Source organism: Pseudomonas sp. PL-6, assembly GCF_054110165.1.
The window spans coordinates 5,196,113-5,219,789 of record NZ_CM134189.1 but is presented as its reverse complement, the minus strand read 5'-3'; the positions used below and the strand labels follow the sequence as shown (position 1 = coordinate 5,219,789).

At 68.6% G+C, this 23,677-nt stretch carries 22 protein-coding genes; 11 read left to right on the top strand and 11 right to left on the bottom strand.

Annotated features, from left to right (window positions below; all coding sequences use genetic code 11):
- Positions 1 to 3 precede the first annotated feature (3 nt).
- The 3 genes from rsmB to def are packed head-to-tail and all read right to left on the bottom strand — an operon-like array spanning position 4 to position 2,821.
- Positions 4 to 1,317: a 16S rRNA (cytosine(967)-C(5))-methyltransferase RsmB gene (gene rsmB, locus ACW9UL_RS23100; RefSeq protein ID WP_457788430.1), complete on the bottom strand. Its 1,314-nt coding sequence runs from the start codon at positions 1,315 to 1,317 to the stop codon at positions 4 to 6.
- Entirely contained in the window at positions 1,314 to 2,258 is a 945-nt protein-coding gene (gene fmt / locus ACW9UL_RS23095; protein WP_457788429.1) for a methionyl-tRNA formyltransferase, read from the bottom strand. The genes rsmB and fmt overlap by 4 nt, the downstream gene beginning before the upstream one ends.
- Before the next feature lie 56 nt (positions 2,259 to 2,314).
- The gene (gene def / locus ACW9UL_RS23090; RefSeq protein ID WP_021444936.1) at positions 2,315 to 2,821 is read right to left on the bottom strand and encodes a peptide deformylase; all 507 of its coding nucleotides are present in this window, start codon (positions 2,819 to 2,821) and stop codon (positions 2,315 to 2,317) included.
- A 152-nt stretch (positions 2,822 to 2,973) separates the two neighbouring features.
- Between def and ACW9UL_RS23085 the strand changes: the two genes are divergently transcribed.
- From ACW9UL_RS23085 to tsaC, 3 genes are all read left to right on the top strand, one after another.
- Positions 2,974 to 4,014 (top strand): LysM peptidoglycan-binding domain-containing protein, encoded by a 1,041-nt coding sequence (locus ACW9UL_RS23085; RefSeq protein ID WP_397498108.1) that lies wholly within the window; start codon positions 2,974 to 2,976, stop codon positions 4,012 to 4,014.
- 81 nt (positions 4,015 to 4,095) lie between these two features.
- Positions 4,096 to 5,190 (top strand): DNA-processing protein DprA, encoded by a 1,095-nt coding sequence (dprA, locus tag ACW9UL_RS23080; protein ID WP_457788428.1) that lies wholly within the window; start codon positions 4,096 to 4,098, stop codon positions 5,188 to 5,190.
- Positions 5,191 to 5,266: 76 nt separating this feature from the next.
- Complete coding sequence (tsaC, locus tag ACW9UL_RS23075) at positions 5,267 to 5,824, top strand: L-threonylcarbamoyladenylate synthase type 1 TsaC (protein ID WP_122109570.1); 558 nt, start codon at positions 5,267 to 5,269, stop codon at positions 5,822 to 5,824.
- Between the two features lie 33 nt (positions 5,825 to 5,857).
- On the opposite strand, the gene ACW9UL_RS23070 is transcribed toward tsaC, so the two are convergent.
- Positions 5,858 to 6,835, bottom strand: coding sequence for an NADPH:quinone reductase (locus tag ACW9UL_RS23070; RefSeq protein ID WP_457788427.1), 978 nt, complete (start codon positions 6,833 to 6,835; stop codon positions 5,858 to 5,860).
- A 146-nt stretch (positions 6,836 to 6,981) separates the two neighbouring features.
- On the opposite strand from ACW9UL_RS23070, the gene hemF reads away from it, so the two are divergent.
- The 3 genes from hemF (at position 6,982) to ACW9UL_RS23055 (ending at position 9,188) form a co-directional block, all read left to right on the top strand.
- Positions 6,982 to 7,899 (top strand): oxygen-dependent coproporphyrinogen oxidase, encoded by a 918-nt coding sequence (hemF, locus tag ACW9UL_RS23065; protein ID WP_021446188.1) that lies wholly within the window; start codon positions 6,982 to 6,984, stop codon positions 7,897 to 7,899.
- A 93-nt stretch (positions 7,900 to 7,992) separates the two neighbouring features.
- On the top strand, positions 7,993 to 8,814 hold the full coding sequence (gene aroE / locus ACW9UL_RS23060) for a shikimate dehydrogenase (protein WP_457788426.1): 822 nt from the start codon (positions 7,993 to 7,995) through the stop codon (positions 8,812 to 8,814).
- A gap of 17 nt (positions 8,815 to 8,831) precedes the next feature.
- Complete coding sequence (locus ACW9UL_RS23055) at positions 8,832 to 9,188, top strand: DOPA 4,5-dioxygenase family protein (protein WP_457788425.1); 357 nt, start codon at positions 8,832 to 8,834, stop codon at positions 9,186 to 9,188.
- A 219-nt stretch (positions 9,189 to 9,407) separates the two neighbouring features.
- Here the strand turns inward: ACW9UL_RS23055 and ACW9UL_RS23050 are convergent, their stop codons facing one another.
- The 3 genes from ACW9UL_RS23050 to betC all read right to left on the bottom strand — a co-directional run bounded on the left by ACW9UL_RS23050 (position 9,408) and on the right by betC (position 13,507).
- Entirely contained in the window at positions 9,408 to 10,979 is a 1,572-nt protein-coding gene (locus ACW9UL_RS23050; protein ID WP_457788424.1) for a SulP family inorganic anion transporter, read from the bottom strand.
- Positions 10,980 to 11,040: 61 nt separating this feature from the next.
- On the bottom strand, positions 11,041 to 11,961 hold the full coding sequence (locus tag ACW9UL_RS23045; protein WP_457788423.1) for a choline ABC transporter substrate-binding protein: 921 nt from the start codon (positions 11,959 to 11,961) through the stop codon (positions 11,041 to 11,043).
- 37 nt (positions 11,962 to 11,998) lie between these two features.
- Complete coding sequence (betC, locus tag ACW9UL_RS23040) at positions 11,999 to 13,507, bottom strand: choline-sulfatase (protein ID WP_457788422.1); 1,509 nt, start codon at positions 13,505 to 13,507, stop codon at positions 11,999 to 12,001.
- A 113-nt stretch (positions 13,508 to 13,620) separates the two neighbouring features.
- Here betC and ACW9UL_RS23035 point away from each other — a divergent pair, with 113 nt between their 5' ends.
- Both ACW9UL_RS23035 and pbpG read left to right on the top strand, forming a co-directional pair.
- A complete protein-coding gene (locus ACW9UL_RS23035) occupies positions 13,621 to 14,541 on the top strand; it encodes a choline sulfate utilization transcriptional regulator (RefSeq protein WP_457788421.1) in 921 nt (306 codons plus the stop codon).
- A 238-nt stretch (positions 14,542 to 14,779) separates the two neighbouring features.
- The gene (gene pbpG, locus ACW9UL_RS23030) at positions 14,780 to 15,682 is read left to right on the top strand and encodes a D-alanyl-D-alanine endopeptidase (protein WP_031304122.1); all 903 of its coding nucleotides are present in this window, start codon (positions 14,780 to 14,782) and stop codon (positions 15,680 to 15,682) included.
- Positions 15,683 to 15,816: 134 nt separating this feature from the next.
- Here the strand turns inward: pbpG and ACW9UL_RS23025 are convergent, their stop codons facing one another.
- The gene (locus ACW9UL_RS23025) at positions 15,817 to 16,710 is read right to left on the bottom strand and encodes a LysR substrate-binding domain-containing protein (RefSeq protein WP_021446180.1); all 894 of its coding nucleotides are present in this window, start codon (positions 16,708 to 16,710) and stop codon (positions 15,817 to 15,819) included.
- A gap of 100 nt (positions 16,711 to 16,810) precedes the next feature.
- Here ACW9UL_RS23025 and ACW9UL_RS23020 point away from each other — a divergent pair, with 100 nt between their 5' ends.
- Positions 16,811 to 18,022 carry an MFS transporter gene (locus ACW9UL_RS23020; protein ID WP_457788420.1) on the top strand — a complete coding sequence of 404 codons (1,212 nt, stop codon included), beginning with the start codon at positions 16,811 to 16,813 and terminating at the stop codon, positions 18,020 to 18,022.
- Positions 18,023 to 18,046: 24 nt separating this feature from the next.
- On the top strand, positions 18,047 to 18,850 hold the full coding sequence (gene dkgB, locus ACW9UL_RS23015) for a 2,5-didehydrogluconate reductase DkgB (RefSeq protein WP_457788419.1): 804 nt from the start codon (positions 18,047 to 18,049) through the stop codon (positions 18,848 to 18,850).
- Between the two features lie 52 nt (positions 18,851 to 18,902).
- On the opposite strand, the gene ACW9UL_RS23010 is transcribed toward dkgB, so the two are convergent.
- Positions 18,903 to 19,646 carry an SDR family oxidoreductase gene (locus tag ACW9UL_RS23010; RefSeq protein ID WP_457788418.1) on the bottom strand — a complete coding sequence of 248 codons (744 nt, stop codon included), beginning with the start codon at positions 19,644 to 19,646 and terminating at the stop codon, positions 18,903 to 18,905.
- Between the two features lie 235 nt (positions 19,647 to 19,881).
- On the opposite strand from ACW9UL_RS23010, the gene ACW9UL_RS23005 reads away from it, so the two are divergent.
- Positions 19,882 to 21,591 (top strand): cation:proton antiporter domain-containing protein, encoded by a 1,710-nt coding sequence (locus ACW9UL_RS23005; protein ID WP_457788417.1) that lies wholly within the window; start codon positions 19,882 to 19,884, stop codon positions 21,589 to 21,591.
- A 60-nt stretch (positions 21,592 to 21,651) separates the two neighbouring features.
- On the opposite strand, the gene trpA is transcribed toward ACW9UL_RS23005, so the two are convergent.
- A complete protein-coding gene (gene trpA / locus ACW9UL_RS23000; RefSeq protein ID WP_457788416.1) occupies positions 21,652 to 22,461 on the bottom strand; it encodes a tryptophan synthase subunit alpha in 810 nt (269 codons plus the stop codon).
- Positions 22,458 to 23,672 carry a tryptophan synthase subunit beta gene (gene trpB, locus ACW9UL_RS22995; protein ID WP_457788415.1) on the bottom strand — a complete coding sequence of 405 codons (1,215 nt, stop codon included), beginning with the start codon at positions 23,670 to 23,672 and terminating at the stop codon, positions 22,458 to 22,460. The genes trpA and trpB overlap by 4 nt, the downstream gene beginning before the upstream one ends.
- Positions 23,673 to 23,677: the final 5 nt, after the last annotated feature.

The following is a 23,677-nucleotide window of genomic DNA, read 5'->3' as shown; positions in this document are numbered from 1 at the left end:
CCGTTAGCCGCGCGCGAGCGCGGCAGTCTTGATCAGCTTGGCATAGTAGAAGCCGTCGTGGCCGTCCAGCTGCGGCAGCAACTGGCGACCCTGTGGCGATTGCAGGCCGAAGTCGCCGGCGATGGTCACTTCTTGCGCATCCGGGGTGCGGGCGAGGAAGGCGGCGACGGTTTCGCTGTTCTCGGTCGGCAGCACCGAGCAGGTGGCGTAGAGCAGCACGCCGCCTGGCGCCAGTGTCGGCCACAGGGCGTCGAGCAGCTCGCCCTGCAGCTGGGCCAGGGCGGGGATGTCCTCGGGCTGGCGGGTCAGCTTGATATCCGGATGGCGGCGGATCACCCCGGTGGCCGAACAGGGCGCATCGAGCAGGATGCGCTGGAACGGCGTGCCGTCCCACCAGGTGGCGGTGTCGCGGGCGTCGGCGGCGATCAGGGTGGCATCGAGCTGCAGGCGTTCGAGGTTCTCGCGCACGCGCGCCAGGCGCTTGGCCTCCAGGTCCACGGCCACCACTTCGCGCAAGGCCGGCTCGACCTCCAGCAGGTGGCAGGTCTTGCCGCCGGGCGCCGCGCAGGCGTCCAGCACCCGCTGGCCGGGGGCCAGCTCGAGCAGCTCGGCGGCCAGCTGCGCAGCCTCGTCCTGCACGCTGACGCGGCCTTGCTTGAAGCCGGGCAGTGTGGTCACGTCGCAGGGCTGCAGCAGGCGCACGCCGTCGCGGCTGAAGGTGCAGGGTTCGGCTGCAAGGCCTGCACTGCGCAGCTCTTCGAGATAGGCGTCGCGGCTGCCGTGGCGGCGATTGACCCGCAGGATCAGCGGCGGGTGGGCGTTATTGGCGGCGCAGATGGCTTGCCAGTGCTCGGGCCAGTGCGCCTTGAGCGCCTTCTGCAGCCAGCGCGGGTGGGCGGTGTGCAGCACCGGGTCGCGCTCCAGTTCGGCGAACAGCGCCTCGTGCTCGCGCTGGGCGCGGCGCAGCACGGCGTTGAGCAGGCCCTTGGCCCAGGGTTTTTTCAGCGCGCCGGCGCAGCCGACCGTTTCGCCGATGGCGGCGTGCTCGGGGATGCGGCTGTGCAGCAGCTGGTAGAGGCCGATCAGCAGCAGGGCTTCCACGTCCTTGTCGGCGGCCTTGAAGGGCTTGTCCAGCAGCCTGTCGGCCAGCAGCTGCAGGCGCGGCTGCCAGCGCGCGGCACCGAAGGCCAGGTCCTGGGCCAGGGCGCGGTCGTGGTGTTCGACCTTGTCCAATTGCGGCGGCAGGCTGCTGCCCAGCGAGGCCTTGCCGGACAATACGGCGGTCAGGGCGCGGGCGGCGGCCAGGCGTGGGTTCATTGACCGAGCACCAGGCCGGCGGCGAACTGCTCGCGGCGGCTGTTATAGAGGTCGGCGAAAGCCAGCGGTTTGCCGCCGGGCAGCTGCACACGAGTCAGGCGCAGCGCGCCCTCGCCGCAGGCCACGGTCAGGCCGCGCTTGTCGGCGGCGAGGATGCTGCCGGGCGCGCCGCTACCCTCGCCTATCTCCGCTGCGTGGACTTTCAGGGTATCGCCCGCCAGCGTGGTATGGCAGATCGGCCAGGGATGGAAGGCACGTACCAGGTGCTCCAGTTCCACGGCCGGACGACTGAAGTCGAGGCGCGCCTCGTCCTTGTTCAGCTTGTGCGCGTAGTTGGCCTGGGCATCGTCCTGCACTTCGCCGACCAGGGTGCCGGCGGCCAGGCCGGCGATGGCGGTGAGCACGGCCTGCGGACCGAGCTGGGCAAGGCGGTCGTGCAGGCTGCCGCCAGTATCCTCAGCACTGATCGGCGTGCTGACCTTGAGCAGCATCGGCCCGGTGTCCAGGCCGGCTTCCATCTGCATCACGGTGACGCCGCTCTCGCCGTCGCCGGCCTGCACCGCGCGCTGGATCGGCGCAGCGCCGCGCCAGCGCGGCAGCAGCGAGGCGTGGCTGTTGATGCAGCCCAGACGCGGGGTGTCGAGCACCGCCTGCGGCAGGATCAGGCCGTAGGCCACCACCACCATCAGGTCCGGCTTGAGCGCGGCCAGCTCGGCCTGGGCCTCTTCGTTGCGCAGGCTGGCCGGTTGGTAGACGGGGATGCCGTGCTCCACGGCGAGCTGCTTGACCGGGCTGGGCGCAAGCTTCTGGCCGCGGCCGGCCGGGCGATCCGGCTGGGTGTAGACGGCGACGATTTCATGCTGGCTGGCCAGCAGGGCCTTGAGGTGCTCGGCGGCGAATTCCGGGGTGCCGGCGAAGACGATGCGCAGGGAGTCAGACATGGGGGCTCGCTAAAAGAAAAAGGCTTGCCGCGGCAAGCCTTTAGGAATCTGGTGGATCAAGCCCGCTGGCGGTGCTGTTTTTCCAGCTTTTTCTTGATCCGGTCGCGTTTCAGGCTGGACAGGTAGTCGACGAACAGCTTGCCGTTGAGGTGATCGCATTCGTGCTGGATGCATACGGCGAGCAGGCCTTCGGCGATCAGCTCGTAGGGCTGGCCGTCGCGGTCCAGCGCCTTGATCCTGACCTTCTGCGGGCGGTCGACGTTCTCGTAGAAGCCGGGCACCGACAGGCAGCCTTCCTGGTACTGATCCATTTCTTCGGTCAGCGACTCGAACTCGGGATTGATGAATACCCGCGGCTCGGACTTGTCCTCGGACAGGTCCATCACCACCACGCGTTTGTGCACGTTGACCTGGGTCGCCGCCAGGCCGATACCGGGCGCGTCGTACATGGTCTCGAACATGTCGTCGACCAATTGACGGATGGAGTCGTCCACGACGTCCACCGGTTTGGCGATGGTACGCAGGCGTGGATCAGGAAATTCGAGGATATTCAGGATCGCCATATGCGTTTGTGATGCACTTGTGGAATAAAGTCAAAGTCCGCTGCTAAGATGATGAACAGCATTGAAAAACGGCTTCACGCCGCGGATTCAGCGGGTTTGGACGCGGCGCTAGGGCGCTTCACGTGAAGACACATAATAAAGGGATTCACCGTATGAGGAAATCACTACTCGCCCTGCTGCTGCTGGCAGCCGGCGGTTTGGCCCAGACCGGCCTGGTCCAGGCCGAAGTGCAACTCAAGGACGGTCACCCGGACCGCTACACCGTGGTCAAGGGCGATACCCTCTGGGATATTTCCGGCAAGTTCCTGAGTCAACCGTGGAAGTGGCCGGAAATCTGGCATGCCAACCCGCAAGTCGCCAACCCGCACCTGATCTACCCCGGTGATACCCTCAACCTCGTCTATATCGACGGCCAGCCGCGCCTGATGCTCAACCGCGGCGAGTCGCGCGGCACCATCAAGCTGTCGCCGCAGGTGCGCAGCACGCCGATGGCCGAGGCGATCCCGACCATCCCGCTGGAAGCGATCAACAGCTTCCTGCTGTCCAACCGCATCGTCGACACCCCCGAGCAGTTCGCCGGCGCCCCCTACGTGGTGGCCGGTAACGCCGAGCGCGTGGTCAGCGGCGCCGGTGACCGCGTCTACGCCCGCGGCAGCTTCGACGAAAGCGCGCCGGTGTACGGCATCTTCCGCCAGGGCAAGACCTACACCGATCCGGAAACCCAGGAATTCCTCGGCATCAATGCCGACGATATCGGCACCGGCGAGATCGTCGCCGAGGAAGGCGATATCGGCACCATGCTGCTGAGCCGCTCGACCCAGGAAGTGCGCCTCGGCGACCGCCTGTTCCCCACCGAAGAGCGCGCGATCAACTCCACCTTCATGCCCAGCGAACCGGCCGGCGAGATCGACGGCCTGATCCTCGACGTGCCGCGCGGTGTGACCCAGATCGGCCAGTTCGACGTGGTCACCCTGAACAAGGGCGCGCGCGACGGCCTGGAGATCGGCAACGTGCTGGCGGTGTACAAGACCGGCGAAACCGTGCGCGACCGTATCACCGGCGAGAGCGTGAAGATTCCGGACGAGCGCTCCGGTCTGCTGATGGTGTTCCGCACCTACGACAAGCTCAGCTATGGCCTGGTGCTGGGGGCGTCCCGCTCGCTGGCGATCATGGACAAGGTGCGTAACCCGTAACACCGACAAGCCCCGCGAATGCGGGGCTTGTGCTTTCTGTACCCGCCGCTGCGGCGGCGCGACCGATCAAGGATGATCCCCATGTCGCAACCTTCCGCTCCATCTCCCGCCGAGCTCGAAGCCCGTCTGCGTCTGCACCTCCTGCCGGAGCTGGGGCCGCGGCGTTTTCGCAAATTGCTCGGCGCCTTCGCCAGCGCCTCGGCCGCCCTCAGTGCGCCGGCCAGTGCCTGGCGTGCCCTGGGGCTGCCGGCCACGTGCGCCGAGCCGCGGCGCAGCGCCGAGATCCGCGAGCGCGCCGCGGCGGCGCTGGCCTGGCTGGAGCAGCCCGGACAGCACCTGCTGATGTGGGACGATGCGCGCTACCCGGCGCTGCTGGCCGAACTGGCGGACGCCCCGCCGCTGCTGTTCGTCGCCGGCGATCCGGGCATTCTCGAACGACCGCAACTGGCCATGGTCGGCAGCCGGCGCGCGTCGAAGCCAGGCCTGGATACCGCCCATGCCTTCGCCCGCAGCCTGGCCGGCGGCGGTTTCGTCATCACCAGCGGCCTGGCCCTGGGTATCGACGGCGCCGCCCACCAGGGCGCGCTGGATGCGGGCGGCGCGACGGTGGCGGTACTCGGCACCGGCCTGCAGTGCCTGTACCCGGCGCGGCACCAGCGCCTGGCGGCGCAGATCGCAGAGCAGGGCGGCGCGCTGGTCTCCGAGCTGCCGCTGGACTGCCCGCCGCAGGCGAGCAACTTCCCGCGGCGCAACCGCATCATCAGCGGTCTGTCGCTGGGCGTGCTGGTGGTCGAGGCCAGCCCGTCCAGCGGTTCGCTGATCACCGCGCGCCTGGCCGCCGAACAGGGGCGCGAGGTCTATGCCATTCCCGGTTCGATTCACCATCCCGGGGCGCGCGGCTGTCATCAGCTGATCCGCGACGGCGCGACGCTGGTGGAAAGCATCGAGCATATTCTCGAGGCCCTGCGCGGTTGGCAGGCGCCCGGGCCGAGCCCTGCCCCAGAAGGGGCCGTGCATCCCCTGCTGGAGTTGCTGCATGCCGCGCCGCAGAGCAGCGAGGCGCTGGTGCAGGCCAGTGGCTGGGCGCTGAGCGAGGTGCTGGCGGCGTTGACCGAACTGGAGCTGGATGGACGGGTGTGCAGCGAGGCGGGACGCTGGCTGGCGCGCAAGCCGTAGCCCGGATGCATCCGGGCTACAGTCGCATGGCCGACTTGGATAGACTGCCGGCCATTGATTCAGCGGGAGACAGTCGATGGCCGGCAACTGGCAGGTGCAGCAAGCGGCGCGCGTGGTGCGCGAGGGTGGTGTGATCGCCTATCCCACCGAGGCGGTCTGGGGCCTGGGCTGCGATCCGTGGAACGAAGAGGCGGTGGATCGCCTGCTGGCGCTCAAGGAGCGGCCGATGCACAAGGGCCTGATCCTGGTGGCCGAGGATATCGAGCAGTTCGACTTCCTCCTGCAGGACCTGCCGGCGATCTGGCAGGAGCGCCTGGCCGGCAGCTGGCCGGGGCCCAACACCTGGCTGGTGCCGCACCAGGAGCGCCTGCCCGAATGGATCAGCGGCCGGCACGACACCGTCGCCCTGCGCGTCAGCGACCATCCGCTGGTGCGCGCGCTGTGCCGCCATACCGGGCCGCTGGTGTCGACCTCGGCCAACCCGGCCGGGCGCCCGGCGGCGCGCTCGCGTCTGCGCGTCGAGCAGTATTTCCCGCGTCAGCTGGACAAGGTGCTCGGCGGCGCCCTGGGCGGGCGCAAGAATCCCAGCCTGATCCGCGACCTGCGCACGGGCGACGTGATTCGCCCGTCCTGATTGCGTAGCCCGGGTTGCATCCGGGCTCAGGGTTCACGGCAGCAAAATGGTCGAGCCGGTGGTCTGCCGGGCGCTTAGCGCGTCCTGGGCGGCGGCGGCGTCCTTCAGCGCATAGCGGTTGCTGATCTCCACCTGCAGCTGGCCGCTTTCGATCATGGCGAACAGTTCGTCGGCCATGGCCTGCAGGCGCTGCGGCGTATCGGCGTAGCCGGCCAGGGTCGGCCGGGTGACGTACAGCGAGCCCTTCTGCGCCAGGATGCTGAGGTTGACCCCGCTGACCGCGCCGGAGGCGTTGCCGAAGCTGACCAGCAGGCCGCGCGGCGCCACGCAGTCCAGCGAGGTTTCCCAGGTGTCCTTGCCGACGCCGTCGTAGACCACCGGGCACTTGGCGCCGTCGGTCAGTTCCAGCACGCGCTGCACCACGTTCTCGTGGCTGTAGTCGATGGTCGCCCAGGCGCCCTGCTCTTTCGCCCGCGCCGCCTTCTCGGCCGAACTCACAGTGCCGATCAGCTTGACCCCCAACGCCCGCGCCCACTGACAGGCGAAGGAGCCGACGCCGCCGGCCGCGGCGTGGAACAGGATGGTCTCGCCGCCCTTGAGCGGGTAGGTCTGACGCAGCAGGTACTGCACGGTCAGGCCCTTGAGCATCACCGCGGCGGCCTGCTCGAAGCCGATGCCGTCCGGCAGCTTGACCAGCTTGTCCGCCGGCAGCACGTGCAGCTCGCTGTAGGCGCCGAGCGGGCCGGTGGCGTAGGCCACGCGGTCGCCGACGGCGAAGCCGCTGACCTCGCTGCCCACCGCCTCGACCACCCCGGCGCCCTCGGTGCCCAGGCCGGAGGGCAGCGTCGACGGCGCATAGAGGCCGCTGCGGAAATAGGTGTCGATGAAATTCAGGCCGATGGCGCGGTTGGCCACCCGCACTTCGTGCGGGCCGGGGGCGGCCGGCTGGTAGTCGCGGTACTCCAGCATCTCGCTGCCGCCGTGCTGGCTGAACTGGATACGCTTGGCCATTTCGGATTCCTTCTCTGATCGAGCCGCCGAGGGGCGGCGAAAGGGTCTATCCAAACGCCCCGATCGACCGCCGTCAACTGCGAAGGCGCGCCCGTGAGTGCTATGCTGCCCGCCGATTTCGATTCGCTCCCGCTCAAGGTGCCGCCGTGACTGACCGTACCGAGGCCGTGAAGGCCTACCTGCTCGACCTGCAAGACCGCATCTGTGCCACCCTCGAGGCCGAAGACGGCCAGGCCCGGTTCGCCGAGGACGCCTGGCAGCGGCCGGCCGGCGGCGGCGGGCGCACGCGGGTGATCGAGAACGGCGCGCTGATCGAGAAGGGCGGGGTCAACTTCTCCCACGTGTTCGGCGACAGCCTGCCGCCCTCGGCCAGTGCCCATCGTCCGGAGCTGGCCGGGCGCGGTTTCCAGGCCCTCGGCGTGTCGCTGGTGATCCACCCGGAAAACCCCCATGTGCCCACCTCCCACGCCAACGTGCGCTTCTTCAGTGCGGAGAAGGAGGGCGAGGAGCCGGTCTGGTGGTTCGGCGGCGGCTTCGACCTGACCCCCTACTACGCCAACGAAGACGACTGCGTGCACTGGCACCAGGTGGCCCATGACGCCTGCGCACCGTTCGGCGCCGAGGTCTACCCCAGGTTCAAGGCCTGGTGCGACCGCTACTTCCACCTCAAGCACCGCGGCGAGCCGCGCGGCATCGGCGGGCTGTTCTTCGACGACCTCAACCAGTGGGACTTCGACACCAGCTTCGCCTTCATGCGCGCCATCGGCGATGCCTACCTGGCGGCTTACCTGCCCATCGTCCAACGCCGCAAGCTGACCCCCTTCGGCGAGCGCGAGCGCGAGTTCCAAGCCTTCCGCCGTGGCCGTTACGTCGAGTTCAACCTGGTGTTCGACCGCGGCACCCTGTTCGGCCTGCAGTCCGGCGGGCGCACCGAGTCGATCCTCATGTCGCTGCCGCCGATGGTACGTTGGGGCTACGACTGGAAGCCCGAGCCGGGTAGCGAGGAAGCGCGCCTGACCGAGTATTTTCTGACCGATCGCGATTGGCTTTCGAAGCTGTCGTGAACGCGTAGCCCGGATGTAATCCGGGGCAATGTACCGACCGCCCCCGGATTTCATCCGGGCTACGGACTGGCGCCTACACAAACAGGATTTCTCATGGACCGCTACTGCGTCTTCGGCAACCCCATCGGCCACAGCAAGTCGCCGCTGATCCACCGCCTGTTCGCCGAGCAGACCGGCCAGCAGCTCAGCTACGAGGCGCTGCTGGCGCCGCTGGACGACTTCGCCGGCTGCGCTCGCGCCTTCTTCGCCGAGGGCCTGGGCGGCAACGTCACCGTGCCGTTCAAGGAAGAGGCCTTCCGCCTCGCCGACCAACTGAGCGAGCGCGCCCGCCGCGCCGGTGCGGTGAACACTCTGAAGAAGCTGGAAGACGGCCGCCTGCTCGGTGACAACACCGACGGCGCCGGGCTGACCCGCGACCTGCAGGACAACGCCGGTTTCAGCCTGACCGGCAAGCGCATCCTCGTGCTCGGGGCCGGCGGCGCCGTGCGCGGCGTGCTCGAGCCCTTCCTGGCGCAGCGCCCGGCGGTGCTGGTGATCGCCAACCGCACGGTGAGCAAGGCCGAGCAGCTGGTGCGCGAGTTCGCCGACCTCGGCCCGCTGGTCGCCGCCGGCTTCGACTGGCTCGACGCGCCGGTGGACCTGATCGTCAACGGCACCTCGGCCAGCCTCGGCGGCGAGCTGCCGCCGATCGCGCCGAGCCTGATCCAGCCGGGGCACACGGTCTGCTACGACATGATGTACGGCCGCGAGCCCACCGCCTTCAACCGCTGGGCCTTTGATCAGGGCGCGGCGCGCTGCCTGGACGGCCTCGGCATGCTGGTGGAGCAGGCCGCCGAAGCCTTCGAACTGTGGCGCGGCGTGCGCCCGGACACCGCGCCGGTGCTGGCCGAACTGCGCCGCCAGCTGGCGGGCTGAAGCCCTTGGAGGCCGTGATGAACGACGACGCGCTGCCGCGGATCAAGGGCTACCACGCCCATGTCTACTTCGACGCCGCCAGCCTGGAGCAGGCCCGCGCGCTATGCGAGGAGGCCGCGCGGCGTTTCCCGCTGAAGATGGGCCGGCTGCATGAGCGCCCGGTCGGCCCGCACCCGGACTGGAGCTGCCAGCTGGCCTTTTGTCCCGAGCTGTTCGGCGAACTGCTGCCCTGGCTGCTGCAGCATCGCGGCGGGCTCAACGTGCTGGTGCATCCGATCACCGGCGATGAGCTGCGCGACCACCGCGACTGGGCGCTGTGGCTGGGCCAGTCACGCCCGCTGGATCTGAGCGTGCTCGACGCCGAGCAAGACTGAACCCTTGCCCCGCGGCTTGCGCCGCCGGTTGGCGCATCGGTAGCGCACTGATTGGGGTGTTGGTTGGCGCGTAGGTTGGCGCTGAGCGCAGCGAAGCCCAACAGGGAGCACGCCGAGCTCCGCCCGACGATCTGACCTCCCGCCACCCCGCCAATCCGCCGCTCATACACCCCTGTTGGGCTTCGTCGCAGGCTCCTCAACCCAAGCTACGGAGCGCGGTCACTCTTCGAACTGCACCGGGCAGCGTTCGGCGCCTTCCAGCTTGAGGATCTCCTCCACCACCTGCGGTCGCGCCTGGCGCAGCACCAGGCTGCGTTGCAGGGCCTGCAGGCGGCGCGCCTCCTGGTGCAGCATCTCCACCCCGGCGTAGTCGATGAAGTTGATATGCCGGGCGTCGATCACCAGGCGTTGGCCGCGGCTGCGTTGCAGCAGCTGCTGGAGGTAGTGGCAGGCGCCGAAGAAGATCGAGCCGTCGATGCGCAGCACCTCGTCGTCGCCGTCGTGCCACAGGCGCACGCGCGGCTGCGAGGTGCGCTTGAGGTAGAAGAACAGCGAGACCAGCACCCCGGCGTAGATCGCCGTCTGCAGCTCCAGCAGCAGGGTCGCCGCCAGGGTCAGCAGCATCACCGCGAACTCGGCGCGGCTGACCCGGCGCAGCGCGCGAATCGCCGCCAGGTCGACCAGGCCCCAGCAGATCAGCAGGATGCCGGCGGCCATCACCGGCAGCGGGATATGCGCCAGCAGCGCGGCGCCGAACAGGGCGAACAGCGCCACCAGCAGCGCCGAGAACACCCCGGCCAGTGGCGTGCGCGCGCCGGCCTGCAGGTTCAGCGCCGAGCGGGTGAAGGAGCCGGCCGACAGCGAGCCGGCGAACCAGGGCCCGAGCATGTTCGACAGGCCCTGGGCGCGCACCTCCTGGTTGGCGTCGAGGAACTGCTGGGATTTCACCGCCAGGGCGCGGGCGATGGACAGGCTGGTGACCAGGCCGAGCATGCCGCAGGCCACCGCCGCCGGCAGCAGCTGTAGCAGGCTGTTGAGGTCGAACTGCAGCGGCGTGAAGGGCGGCAGGCCGCCCTCGAAGGCGCTGACCAGGGCGATCTCGCCGACCAGCCGCGGCGGCAGCAGCCACACCAGCACGCTGCCGGCGACCAGGCCGAGCAGCAGCGCCGGCGCCTTCGGCCACAGCCGGCGTATGCCCAGGCTGAACAGCAACGTGCCGGCCGCCACGGCCAGGCTCGGCCAGTGCGCGTCGCCCAGGTGCTGGCCGATCTGCAGCAGGCTGGCCAGGGCGGTGGCCTGGCTGGCCACTTCCACGCCGAGCAGGTTGGGCAACTGGCCGATGGCGATCACCAGCGCCGCGCCGAGGGTGAAGCCGAGCACCACCGACTGCGAGACGAAGTTGACCAAGGCGCCGAAGCGCAGCAGGCCGAGCAGCCACTGGAACAGCCCGGCGAGAAAGGTCAGCAGCAGCACCAGGGCGATGAACCGCTCGCTGCCCACCGCGGCCATGGGGCTGACGCTGGTGAACAGGACGATGGAGATGGCCGCGGTCGGCCCGCAGATCAGGTGCCAGGACGAGCCCCACAGGCAGGCGATGATCACCGGCACTATGGCCGCGTACAGGCCATATTCGGCCGGCAGCCCGGCGATCAGCGCATAGGCCAGCGACTGCGGCAGGGCCAGCACGGCGCCGCTCAGGCCCACCAGCAGATCGTTGCCGAGGGTCTTGCGGCTGATGCCGGGCAGCCAGCGCAGGAAGGGCAGCAGGGTCTGGAGGTCGGGTAGCGGCATCGAGATCAGGCTCGGCAGGGTGGGCAGGCTGGCCCCACCCTACGCAATTGCCCCGGCTATTTCAAAGCCGCGCCTTGACCGCGGCCAGGCCGTCGCCGCCGTCGCGGGTGGTGACGCCGTCCAGCCAGGCATCGAGCACCTGCGGGTTGGCCTGCAGCCAGTCCTTGATCGCGGCGTCGTTGCTGGCCTGCTTGCTGAGCACCCGATCCATGATGCTGTTCTCCATCTCCTGGGTGAATTTGAGGTTGCTCAGCAGCTTGCCGGCATTGGGGCATTGCTGGGCATAGCCCTTGCGCGCCAGGGTGTTGACCTGGCCGCTGGCGCCGAAATACTTCTCGCCGCCGCGCAGGTATTTCATGTCGTACTGCACGTTCATCGGGTGCGGCGTCCAGCCGAGGAACACCACGAACTGCTCGCGTTTCACCGCGCGGCCGACCTGCACCAGCATCGCCTGTTCGCTGGACTCCACCAGCGTCCAGTCGCCCAGGCCGAACTCGTCGGCGGCGATCATCTGCCTGATCGACTCGTTGGCCGGCGAGCCGGAGGCGATGCCGTAGAGCTTCCTGTCGAACTTGTCGGCATGCTTGTCGAGGTCGGCGAAGGTCTTCACCCCGGCCTCATAGGCGTAGGTCGGCACGGCCAGGGTGTACTCGGTGCCGTCGAGGTTCTGCGCCAGCTGGTCCACCTCGCCGCTGGCGACGAACTTGTCGTAGTTGCTCTGCTGCGCCGGCATCCAGTTGCCGAGAAACACATCGATCTGGCCCTTCTGCAGCCCGGCGTAGATGATCGGCACCGCCAGGGTCTGGCTCTGCGTCTGATAGCCGAGGCCCTCGAGGAGGAAGCTGGCGATGCCGTTGGTCACGGCGATATCGCTCCAGCCCGGATCGCCCAGCTTGACCTTGGCGCAGCTGGCGTCCTCGGCCCAGGCATTGCCGGCGCTGCTCAGCAGTCCGGTCAGTAGCAGCACGCTGATTCGGTTCATCACGTTTCTCCTTCTTCTGGTTAGGGGCGGCAGTGCTTCAAACCTGGGGATAACGGGCGCGGCGCTCGAGGTCGTCGAGATCGATATGGTTGCGCATGTACTGCTGGCTGGCGTCGACCCAGGGCTGGTGGTCCCAGCTGGTCAGCTTGCCCTGGCTCAGCGCCTCGGCCACCAGGCGCCGACGGCGCTGGCTGGCCAGGGTGGCGGCGTGGATCGCCGGGATATCCCAGCGCGCCCGCGCCTCGGCGAGGAACTCGGCCAGCACGCCCTGGTGATCCGCCGAGCCGGCCAGGTTTTCGCGTTCCTGCGGATCGCGGGCCAGGTCGAACAGCAGCAGCGGATCCTGCTCCGAGTAGACGAATTTCCACGGCCCGCGACGGATCATCATCAGCGGGCTGATAGTGCCTTCGGCCATGTATTCGCCGATGACTTCATCATGGCCCTGGCGACCTTCCAGATGCGCCAGCAGCGAGCGGCCCTCCAGCGCCAGGCCCTCTTCGACCCGGCCGCCGGCCAGTTCCACCAGGGTCGGTAGCAGGTCGAGGGTGGAGACCGACTGGCCGACCCGGCGCGCGGCGAAGCGTTGCGGCGCATGCACCAGCAGCGGCACGCGGGCGGCCATCTCGAACCAGTGCATCTTGTACCAGAGGCCGCGCTCGCCGAGCATGTCGCCGTGGTCGCCGGAGAACACCACGATGGTGTCCTCGGCCAGGCCGCATTCTTCCAGGGTCTTCAGCAGCTTGCCGATGTTGTCGTCGATATAGCTGCAGGCGCCGAAGTAGGCGCGGCGGGCATCGCGAATCTTGGTTTCGGGCAGCGGCTGGTCCCACAGGTCGATGACCTTGAGCAGGCGCTGCGAGTGCGGGTCCTGCTCGGCCTGCTCGAGGTGCTGGCGCGGCAGGGGAATCTCCACGCCTTCGTAGCGCTCCCAGTATTCACGCGGGATGGTATAGGGGTCGTGCGGGTGGGTCATCGACACGGTCAGGCAGAACGGCTGCTGCGGCGTCAGGCGCACGTGGTCGTAGAGGTACTGGCGGGCCTTGAACACCACCTCCTCGTCGAAATCCAGCTGGTTGCTGCGCACGCAGGGGCCGGCCTGCAGCACCGAGGACATGTTGTGGTACCAGCTGGCGCGCACCTCCGGCTCGTCCCAGTTCACCGCCCAGCCGTAGTCGGCCGGGTAGATATCGCTGGTCAGGCGTTCCTCGTAGCCGTGCAGCTGGTCGGGGCCGCAGAAGTGCATCTTGCCCGACAGCGCGGTGCGGTAGCCGAGGCGGCGCAGGTAGTGGGCGTAGGTCGGCACGTCGGCGGGAAAGTCGGCGGCGTTGTCATAGGCGCCGATCCGCGACGGCAGCCGGCCGCTGACCAGGCTGAAGCGCGACGGCGCGCACAGCGGGCTGTTGCAGTAGGCCGAGTCGAACACCACGGCGCGTTCGGCCAGCTTCATCAGATAGGGCATCTGCACCGGCGAGGCGGCATCGTGCAGCGGCAGGATCGGCGCGGCCATCTGGTCGGCCATGATGAAGAGGATATTGGGGCGGCTCATGGCGGCGGCTATTCCATACTGTGGGTTTATGCGACAGTGCGGGCTTCATGATTCCGCTAGAACGGCGACGGGGTAAACCCGCCTCAAAGACATGACTCGGATAACCTCAGCTTATGCATAAAACACTCGACGGCGTGGCCCTGGAGGCGCTGCGGGTGTTCGAGTCGGCGGCGCGCCAGCTCAGCTTCACCGCCGCCGCCAGCGAGCTGGGCAGCAGCCAGCCGGCCATCAGCCAGCAGATCAAGCGCCTCGAGCAGCAGCTGGCCACGCGCCTGTTCGACCGGGTCTACCGCGGCATCGTCCTCACCGAGGCCGGCGAGCTGCTGCTCGGCCACGTCCAGGAGGGGCTGGCCAGCCTCGACGCGGGCCTCGCCGCGGTCACCGCGCGGCAGCAGCACGAGGTGCTGCAGGTGGCCACCGACTTCGCCTTCGCCGCCTACTGGCTGATGCCGCGGCTGCAGCGCTTCAACCGCCTGTACCCGGAAGTGGACGTCAGCCTGATCACCAGTGAGCGCGACCCGGCCAGCGTGCCCAGCGATATCGACGTGGCCATTCGTTTCGGCGACGGCCGCTTCAAGCACGGCGAGGCGCACCTGCTGTTTCGCGAGGAGGTGTTCCCGGTGTGCAGCCCGCGCCTGCTCGGCGCGCGCCAGCCGCCGCTGCCGGCGTCGGTGCTGGCCGAACTGCCGCTGCTGCACCTGCGCCCCGAGCACCGCTCGCGCTGGTTCGACTGGGACGGCCTGTTCCGCGCCCTGGGCATAGCCGCCGTGCCGACCCCCGGGGCGCTGCGCTTCGACAACTACACATTGCTGATCCAGGCGGCCATCGCCGGCCAGGGCGTGGCCATCGGCTGGCGCCACCTGGTCGACGAGCTGCTGACCCAGGGCCTGCTCTGTCGCCTGGGCGAGGCCGAGGCGCAGTCGGCGCTGGGCTATTACCTGGTGCTGCCCGAGCGCAAACGCCGTCAGCGCCTGACCGCGCGTTTCGTCGACTGGCTGCAGGCCGAGCTGGAGTTGCCGGCACAAAGCCTCTGAGCGAGCCATACTGCAAGAGCGTGCGGCGAGTCCCTATACTGGGCGCCGCCCGAGGGTTCGCCCTCAGAACCTGTTGAAAGTCTGCTGCGCGTCGGCACTGCTGCGTTAAAAACAGGCTCGGAATGCTCATGTACAAAAGTACACTCCGCTTCCTCGCCTGTTTTTGCCTTGCATTGCTCTAGCTCGCGAGACTTTGAACAGGCTCTCAGGCCCCTCTACTCAACCGGTGAAGTGAACCGTGAAACTCCGTCATTCGATTTTGGCCCTGCTGCTGTGCGGCGGCCTTGCAGTTTCGAACCTTGAGGCCGCCCCGGCCAAGCCCCAGCAGGAACTGGCCGCCGGCAGCGCGCTGCTGGTCGACCTGAAGACCGGCCAGGAACTCTATGCCAGCAACCCCGACCTGCGCCTGCCGGTGGCTTCGGTGACCAAGCTGATGACCGCCATGGTGGTGCTCGATGCCAAGCTGCCGCTGGATCAGGTGCTGCCCATCACCATCCGCGACACCAAGGAAATGCAGGGCGTCTACTCGCGGGTGCGCATCGGCAGCGAGGTCAGCCGCCGCGACATGTTGCACCTGGCCCTGATGTCCTCGGAAAACCGTGCCGCCGCCAGCCTCGCCCACCACTATCCGGGCGGCCACGCGGCCTTCGTCGCGGCGATGAACGCCAAGGCCAAGGCGCTGGGCATGCACAGCAGCCGCTTCGTCGAGCCCACTGGCATGTCCGAGCACAACGTCGCCACCGCCCGCGACCTGGCGCTGATGCTCAAGGCGGCGCAGCAGTACCCGCTGATCGGCCAGTTCAGCACCGACTCCGAGGCCACCGTGAGCTTCCGCAAGCCCGCCTACAGCCTGGGCTTTCGCAACACCAACGCGCTGGTGCGCAAGGCCGACTGGGACATCGACCTGAGCAAGACCGGCTTCACCAACGCCGCCGGCCGCTGCCTGGTGATGCTCACCTCGATCAACCATCGCCCGGTGGCCTTCGTCGTGCTCGGCGCCTTCGGCAAGTACACCCATATGGCCGACGCTAACCGCCTCAAGCGCTGGATGGAAACCGGCAAGGTCACCCCGGTGCCGGCCGCGGCGCTGAGCTACAAGCGGCAGAAGCTGGCGGAGTGGAACCTGCAGGCCGGGCAGTGAAGGAAGGGCGACTCGATGAGTCGCCCTTTTTCGTTGACCTCTAGATAGGTCGATCCGGCGTCCCTTACCTGCAGCTGACGCCGCGCGCCGGGTAGGTTGCGCCGCGCACCCTGGCCATTTATCACCGGCGGCAGCTAGCCGTGGCTGCCCAGCCGCTCGCTGAGGAAATCCAGGAAGCAGGTGATGCGCGAGGCCAGCGCGGTGTTGCGGTAGTACACCGCATTGATCGGCTGGCGCACCTCGACCCGCTGCTCGGCCAGCACCTCGACCAGATCGCCCCTGGCCCGATCGGCGTCGGTCATAAAGTCCGACAGGCACACCAGGCCCTCGCCGGCCAGCGCCAGTTCGCGCAGCGTGTCGCCGCTGGAGGCGCGGATGCTCGGAGTGATGCGCCAGCGCTCGCCCTGGGCGTGACGCAGTGGCCAGTCGTTGAGCCCGTCCGGCTCGGTGAAGCCGATCAGGCTGTGTCCGCTCAGCGCCTCGACGCTGTCCGGTGTGCCGTGGCGCGCGAGATACCCGGGGCTGGCCAGCACCCGTCGCCAGCTGTGGCACAGCGGCCGGGCGTGCAGGCTGGAATCGGGTAGCGCACCGATGCGGATGGCCAGGTCGGTGCGCCGCTCCAGCAGGTCGATGATGCGGTCGTCGCTGTGCAGTTCCAGCTCGATCTGCGGGTAACGCGCGCGAAACTCGCCGATCAGCGGGACTATCACGTGCAGCATAAAGGGCGAGGCGGTATTGACCCGCAGCCGTCCGGCCGGCGCCTGGCGGCGCAGCGCCATCTGCTCCTCGGCGTCTTCGACGCTGGCGAGGATGCGCCGCGCCTGGGCGAGGAACAGCTCGCCCTCCTCGGTCAGCTCCAGGCGGCGGGTGGTACGGCGCAGCAGGGTGACGGCGAGCTTTTCCTCCAGCCGGCTCAGCGCGCGGCTCACCCCGGAGGCGGTCTGTTCCAGCTGCGCGGCGGCGGCGCTGATTGAGCCGCTGTCGACCACGCGGACGAAGGCGAGCATTTCTTCCAGGCTGGTTTTCATTGTTGATCTTCAGGCAAAAGTCTTTGCTGGGTTATCGGCTTTTTCCGCATGAGTCTGGCTCGGATACTGCGCGCCATCAACCTCATTGCGGAGCCATTCCATGCCCATTGCCCTGCTCGCGCTGGCCCTCAGCGCCTTCGCCATCGGCACGACCGAGTTCGTCATCGTCGGCCTGTTACCTACCATCGCCGCCGATCTGGGGGTCGATCTGCCCTCGGCCGGCCTGCTGGTCAGCCTCTACGCCCTCGGCGTGGCGGTCGGCGCGCCGCTGCTTACCGCGCTGACCGGCAAGCTGCCGCGCAAGGCACTGCTGCTCGGCCTGATGCTGCTGTTCAGCGCCGGCAACCTGCTGGCCTGGCAGGCGCCGGGCTACGAGTCGCTGATCGTCGCGCGCATCGTCACCGGCCTGGCCCACGGCGTGTTCTTTTCCATCGGCTCGACCATCGCCACCAGCCTGGTGTCCAAGGAAAAGGCCGCCAGTGCCATCGCCACCATGTTCACCGGGCTGACCGTGGCGCTGGTCACCGGCGTGCCGCTGGGTACCTTTATCGGCCAGCACTTCGGCTGGCGCGAGACCTTCCTGGCGGTGTCCGCCCTCGGCGTGATCGCCTTCGTCGGCAGCCTGCTGTATATCCCTCGCGGTATCGCTCATACCCCGCCTGCCTCGCTGCTGACCCAACTGGCCGTGCTCAAGCAGCCGCGCCTGCTGCTGGTGTATGCCATGACCGCCCTCGGCTACGGCGGCACCTTCACCGCCTTTACCTTTCTCGCGCCGATCCTGCAGGAGCTCAGCGGCTTCAGCGCCGGTGCGGTGAGCCTGGTGCTGCTGGTCTATGGCGTGTCGGTTGCCGTGGGCAACGTCTGGGGTGGCAAGCTGGCCGACCAGCGCGGGCCGATTGCGGCGCTGAAGCTGATCTTCGCCCTGCTCGCCGGTGTGCTGCTGCTGCTCGGCCTCACCGCCGGCAATTCCTGGCTGGCCCTGGGCACCGTGTTGCTGTGGGGCGCCGTGGCCTTCGGCAACGTGCCGGGACTGCAACTTTACGTGGTGCGGCAGGCCGAACATTTCAGCCCGCAGGCGGTGGATGTGGCCTCGGGCCTGAATATCGCCGCCTTCAACCTGGGCATCGCCGGCGGCGCCTGGCTCGGCGGGCATATCGTCGCCCAGCTCGGCCTGATCCACACCGCCTGGATCGGCGCGCTGGTGGTGCTCGGCGCGCTGGCGCTGACCGCCTGGAGCGGTCGTCTGGACAGCCGCAACCCGGCGCTGCGTGAGGCGGGCACTGCCCGCTCCGGCCTGGTGGTCGGCCACTGATTCCGTCAATCAAGGAGATTGCGCATGAAATTCATCCCTGCCTTCGGCCTCGGCACCTTCCGTCTCAAGGACCGGGTCGCCATCGATTCGGTACGCACGGGGCTGGAACTGGGCTATCGGCATATCGACACGGCGCAGATTTATGGCAACGAAGCCGAGGTCGGCCAGGCCATCGCCGCCAGCGGCGTGGCGCGCGACGAGCTGTTCGTCACCACCAAGATCTGGACCGAGAACCTCGGCAGCGGCCGGGTGATCGCCAGCCTGCGGGAGAGCCTGCAGCGCCTGGGGCTGGAGCGGGTCGACCTGGCGCTGATCCACTGGCCGTCGCCGGGCGACGAGATCCCCGTGACGCAGTACCTGGGCGAACTGCTGCAGGCCAAGCGCCTGGGACTGACCGCGGCCATCGGCGTGTCCAACTTCACCATCGCCCATCTGCGCCAGGCCATCGATGCGGTGGGGGCGGACGAGATCGCCACCCACCAGGTGGAGATTCACCCACTGCTGCAGAATCGCAGGCTGGTCGACTTCACCCGCCAGCAAGGCATTCACCTGACCGCCTATATGCCGCTGGCCTACGGCAAGGTGCTGGCCGAGCCGGTGATCCAGCGCATCGCCGCCGCCCATGGCGCCAGCCCGGCGCAGGTGGCGCTGGCCTGGTCGCTGCAGCAGGGCCATGCGGTGATCCCCTCCTCGACCAGGCGCGAGAATCTGGCCGCCAACCTGGCTGCGGCCAAGCTGCGTCTGAGCGCCGAGGACATGGCCGCCATCGCCGGCCTGGAGCGCGGCGAGCGGGTGGCCAACCCGGGGTTCGCGCCGCGCTGGGACTGAGCCCGGCACCCGCAGTAGGCTGTGGGATGGGCTTCAGCCGCGACCTTGGGCCCTACCGCCCGCCGGCGATATCGACCAGCGCGCCGGTGGTGTAGCTGGCCTTGTCGTCGAGCAGCCAGAGGATCGCCTCGGCCACTTCCTCGGCCCGCCCGGCGCGGCCCAGCGGGGTGCTCTTGCCGAGGCGCTCGGCGCGGTCCGGCTGGCCGCCGCTGGCGTGGATCTCGGTGTCGATCAACCCGGGGCGCACGGCATTGACCCGCACGCCCTCGCCGCCCAGCTCCTTGGCCAGGCCACGGGTCAGCACGTCCAGCGCGCCCTTGGCGCCGGCGTAGTCGACGTACTCGAAGGGCGCGCCGAGGCTGGCCGCCACCGACGACACCAGCACCATCGACCCGCCTTCGCCGCCACGGCTGCGGGCCATGCGCCGGGCGCCCTCGCGGGCGGTGAGGTAGCTGCCCAGCACGTTGACCGCGAACATGCGGCGCAGGCGTTCGCCGCTCATCTCCAGCAGCGGCAGGGGCGGCGCGACTATGCCGGCGTTGACCACCAGGCCGTGCAGCGGGCCGAAGGCGTCCATCGCCTCGAACAGGCGCAGCACCTGGCTTTCTTCGGCCACGTCGGCCTGCAGCGCGACGGCCTCGCCGCCGCTGGCGGTGATCTGCGCCACCAGCGCGTCGGCGGCGGCGCGGTCGCTGTGGTAGTTGACCCCGACGCGCCAGCCGCGGGCGGCGGCCAGCAGGGCGGTGGCGCGACCGATGCCGCGGCTGGCACCGGTGATCAGCAGGTTCTTGCTCATGGGGTGGGACTCCGGGGTTACGGATGCCGCGGTGATAGCACGGCGCGTGCGCCCGGGCCAAGCCCGTCAACCCCGGGCGCGCGGTGCGGCCGGGCCGAGAATCGGCACTGCGCTGGACAGATGTTGCAATTATTGATTTATGGAATTGATCTTGATGCTTTGATAGTGTGAGTCGATTGTCTTTCGTCTCAGCCGCATCGGCGCGCCCGGTCGGCTCCTGAATCAAGGAGGTGCCATGGAGCACAACATCTCCCTTATCAGCATGCTCGCCGGCGGCTTCGGCATGGCGTTGATCTGCGGTTTTCTCGCCGAGAAACTGAAGCTGCCGGCGCTGGTCGGCTACCTGCTGGCCGGTATCGTCATCGGCCCGGCGACCCCGGGCTTCGTCGCCGACATGGAGCTGGCGCCGCAGCTGCTGGAAATCGGCGTGATGCTGCTGATGTTCGGCGTCGGCCTGCACTTCTCGCTCAAGGACCTGCTGGCGGTGAAGAAGATCGCCCTGCCCGGCGCGGTGGTGCAGATGGGCCTGGCCACGGCACTGGGCATCGGCGTCGCCAGCTGGTGGGGCTGGACCTTCGGCGAGAGCCTGCTGCTCGGCCTGTCGCTTTCTTGCGCCAGCACCGTGGTGCTGCTCAAGGCCTTGGAAACGCGCGGCATCCTCGATTCGATGAACGGCCGTATCGCGGTCGGCTGGCTGGTGGTCGAGGACCTGGCCACGGTCTTGGTGCTGGTGCTGCTGCCGCCGCTGGCCGGGGTGCTGGGCGGCAATCCGGCCGTCGGCAGCGGCGCTGCGCCGCTGTGGCAGGTGCTCGGCGTGACCCTGTTGCAGGTGGCCGGTTTCATCGCCCTGATGCTGCTGGTCGGGCGCCGGGTATTGCCCTGGCTGCTGCTGCAGATCGCCAGGACCGGCTCGCGCGAGCTGTTCACCCTGTCGGTGGTGGCCGCTGCCATCGGCATCGCCTACGGCGCCTCGGTGCTGTTCCACGTGTCCTTCGCCCTCGGCGCCTTCTTCGCCGGCACGGTGATGCGCGAGTCGGACCTGTCGCACCGCGCGGCGGAAGAGTCGCTGCCGCTGCGCGACGCCTTCGCCGTGCTGTTCTTCGTCTCGGTCGGCATGCTGTTCGACCCCGCCGTGCTGCTCGACGAGCCGCTGCGGGTGCTGGCGGTGGTGGCGATCATCGTGCTCGGCAAGGGCCTGGCGGCCGCCGTGCTGGTGCTGGTTCTGCGTTACCCGCTGAACACCGCGCTGACCGTGGCGGCCAGCCTGGCGCAGATCGGCGAGTTCTCCTTCATCCTCGCCGGCCTGGGCTTGGCCCTGGGTCTGCTGCCGCAGGAGGGCATGAGCCTGGTGCTGGCCGGCGCGCTGATCTCCATCGCCCTCAACCCGCTGCTGTTCGCCTGCATCAAGCCGTTCAAGGCCCTGGCGCTGCGGCGCTCGGCTTTGGCGCGGCGCCTGGAGTTCCGCGAGGACCCGCTGGCGGTGCTGCCGGCCAGCACCGAGCTCAAGTACCTGGAAGGCCAGGTGGTGGTGGTCGGTTACGGCCGGGTCGGTCGGCGCATCGCGGCGGCCCTGTTGGCGCGCGGCATCCCCTTCGTGGTGGTGGAGCAGAACCGCGAGCGGGTCGAGCAGATCCGCGCCCAGGGCCTGGTCGCGGTCAGCGGCGACTCGGCCGAGCCGGGCAGCCTGATCCAGGCGCATATCGCCAAGGCGGCAATGCTGGTGATCGCCACGCCCGACCCGCTGCACGTGCAGCGTATGGTGGAGATCGCCCGCACGCTGAACCCACAGATCGAGGTGGCGATCCGCACCCACAGCGCCGACGCGGTGGAGATTTTTCGCCGCGAAGGCCTCGGCGCGGTGTTCTTCGACGAGGAAGAGCTGGCGCGCGGCATGCAGGAGCATATTCTCGCCAAGTTCGCCCCGGCCGCCGCCGGCGGCCACTGAGGGCGCACAAAAAAGCCGCTGGCGGAGCGATCCGGCAGCGGCTTTTGTTTGCCCGTGGCGTTAGCGGCGCGCGCCGCGTACCCCTTCGGCCAGTTCGCGACACAGACCGAGCACGCCGTCGATGGCCTGCTGCGGGCTGTTCGCCTCGGCGATCTTGTCGATCAGCGCCGAGCCGACCACCGCGCCCTCGGCGCGCTTGGCCACTTCGGCGGCATGCTCCGGGGTGCGGATGCCGAAGCCGATGCACAGGGGCAAGTCGGTGTGGCGACGCAGGCGCGCCACGGCTTGCTCGACGTGATCCAGGGTCGCCGCGCCGGCGCCGGTGACACCGGCCACCGACACGTAGTAGACGAAGCCGGAGCTGCCGGCCAGCACGGTGGGCAGACGGTCGTCGTCGGTGGTGGGGGTGGTCAGGCGGATAAAGTCGATGCCTGCGCTCTGCGCCGGCTCGCACAGCTCGTCGTTGTGCTCCGGCGGCAGGTCGACCACGATCAGGCCGTCGACGCCGGCGGCCTTGGCATCGGCGATGAAGCGCTCGACGCCGTAGACGAAGATCGGGTTGTAGTAGCCCATCAGCACCAGCGGCGTGCTCTGGTTGCCGGCGCGGAATTCGCGAACCATCTGCAGGGTCTTGGCCAGCGTCTGCTTGGCCCCCAAAGCGCGGATATTGGCGAGCTGGATGGCCGGGCCGTCGGCCATCGGGTCGGTGAAGGGCATGCCCAGCTCGATCACGTCGGCGCCAGCGTCCGGCAGGCCCTTGAGGATCTGCAAGGAAGTCTCGTAGTCGGGGTCGCCGGCGGTGACGAAGGTGACCAGCGCGGCGCGGTTTTCCTGCTTGAGTTCGGCGAAACGGTTGTGCAGGCGGCTCATGCGTGCTTCTCCTGGTTGTCCTGCATGTGGTGCATCACGGTCTGCATGTCCTTGTCGCCACGACCGGACAGGTTGATCACCATCAGGTGATCCTTGGGCAGCTTCGGTGCGCGTTTGAAGGCTTCGGCCAGCGCGTGGGCGCTTTCCAGGGCCGGGATGATGCCTTCCAGGCGGCAGCACTGGTGGAAGGCTGCGAGCGCTTCGTCATCGCTGATCGGTACGTACTCGACGCGCTTGATCTCGTGCAACCAGGCGTGTTCCGGGCCGACGCCGGGGTAGTCGAGGCCGGCGGAAATCGAGTGGGCATCGGTGATCTGGCCGTCGTCGTCCTGCAGCAGGAAGGTGCGGTTGCCGTGCAGCACGCCCGGCGCGCCACCGGCCATGCTCGCCGCATGCTTGCCGGTATCGACACCGTGGCCGGCCGCCTCGACGCCGACGATCCGCACGCCGGCATCGTCGAGGAAGGGGTGGAACAGGCCGATGGCGTTGGAACCGCCGCCGATGCAGGCCACCAGCGAGTCGGGCAGACGCCCTTCCTTCGCCAGGATCTGCTCGCGCACCTCGTTGCCGATCACCGACTGGAAATCGCGCACCATGGCCGGATACGGATGCGGGCCGGCGGCGGTACCGATCAGGTAGAAGGTGTTGTGGACGTTGGTCACCCAGTCACGCAGGGCCTCGTTCATCGCATCCTTGAGCGTGCCGGTGCCGGCGGTGACCGGGATCACCTCGGCGCCGAGCAGCTTCATGCGGAACACGTTGGCCTGCTGGCGATCGATGTCGGTGGTGCCCATGTAGACCACGCACTGCATACCGAAGCGTGCGGCCACGGTGGCGGTGGCCACGCCGTGCATGCCGGCGCCGGTCTCGGCGATGATGCGCTGCTTGCCCATGCGCTTGGCCAGGAGGATCTGGCCGATGCAGTTGTTGATCTTGTGCGCGCCGGTGTGGTTGAGGTCTTCGCGCTTGAGGTAGATCTTCGCCCCGCCGAAGTGCTCGGAGAGGCGCTCGGCATGGTACAGCGGGCTGGCGCGGCCGATGTAGTCGCGCTGGAAGTAGGCGAGTTCTTCGAGGAAGGCCGGATCGCTCTTGGCCTTCTCGTATTCGGCGGCCAGCGAGTTGATCAGCGGCATCAGGGTTTCGGCGACGAACTGACCGCCGAAGCGGCCGAACAGGCCGCGCGCGTCGGGGCCGGTGCGAAATGAGGTCATGGTCG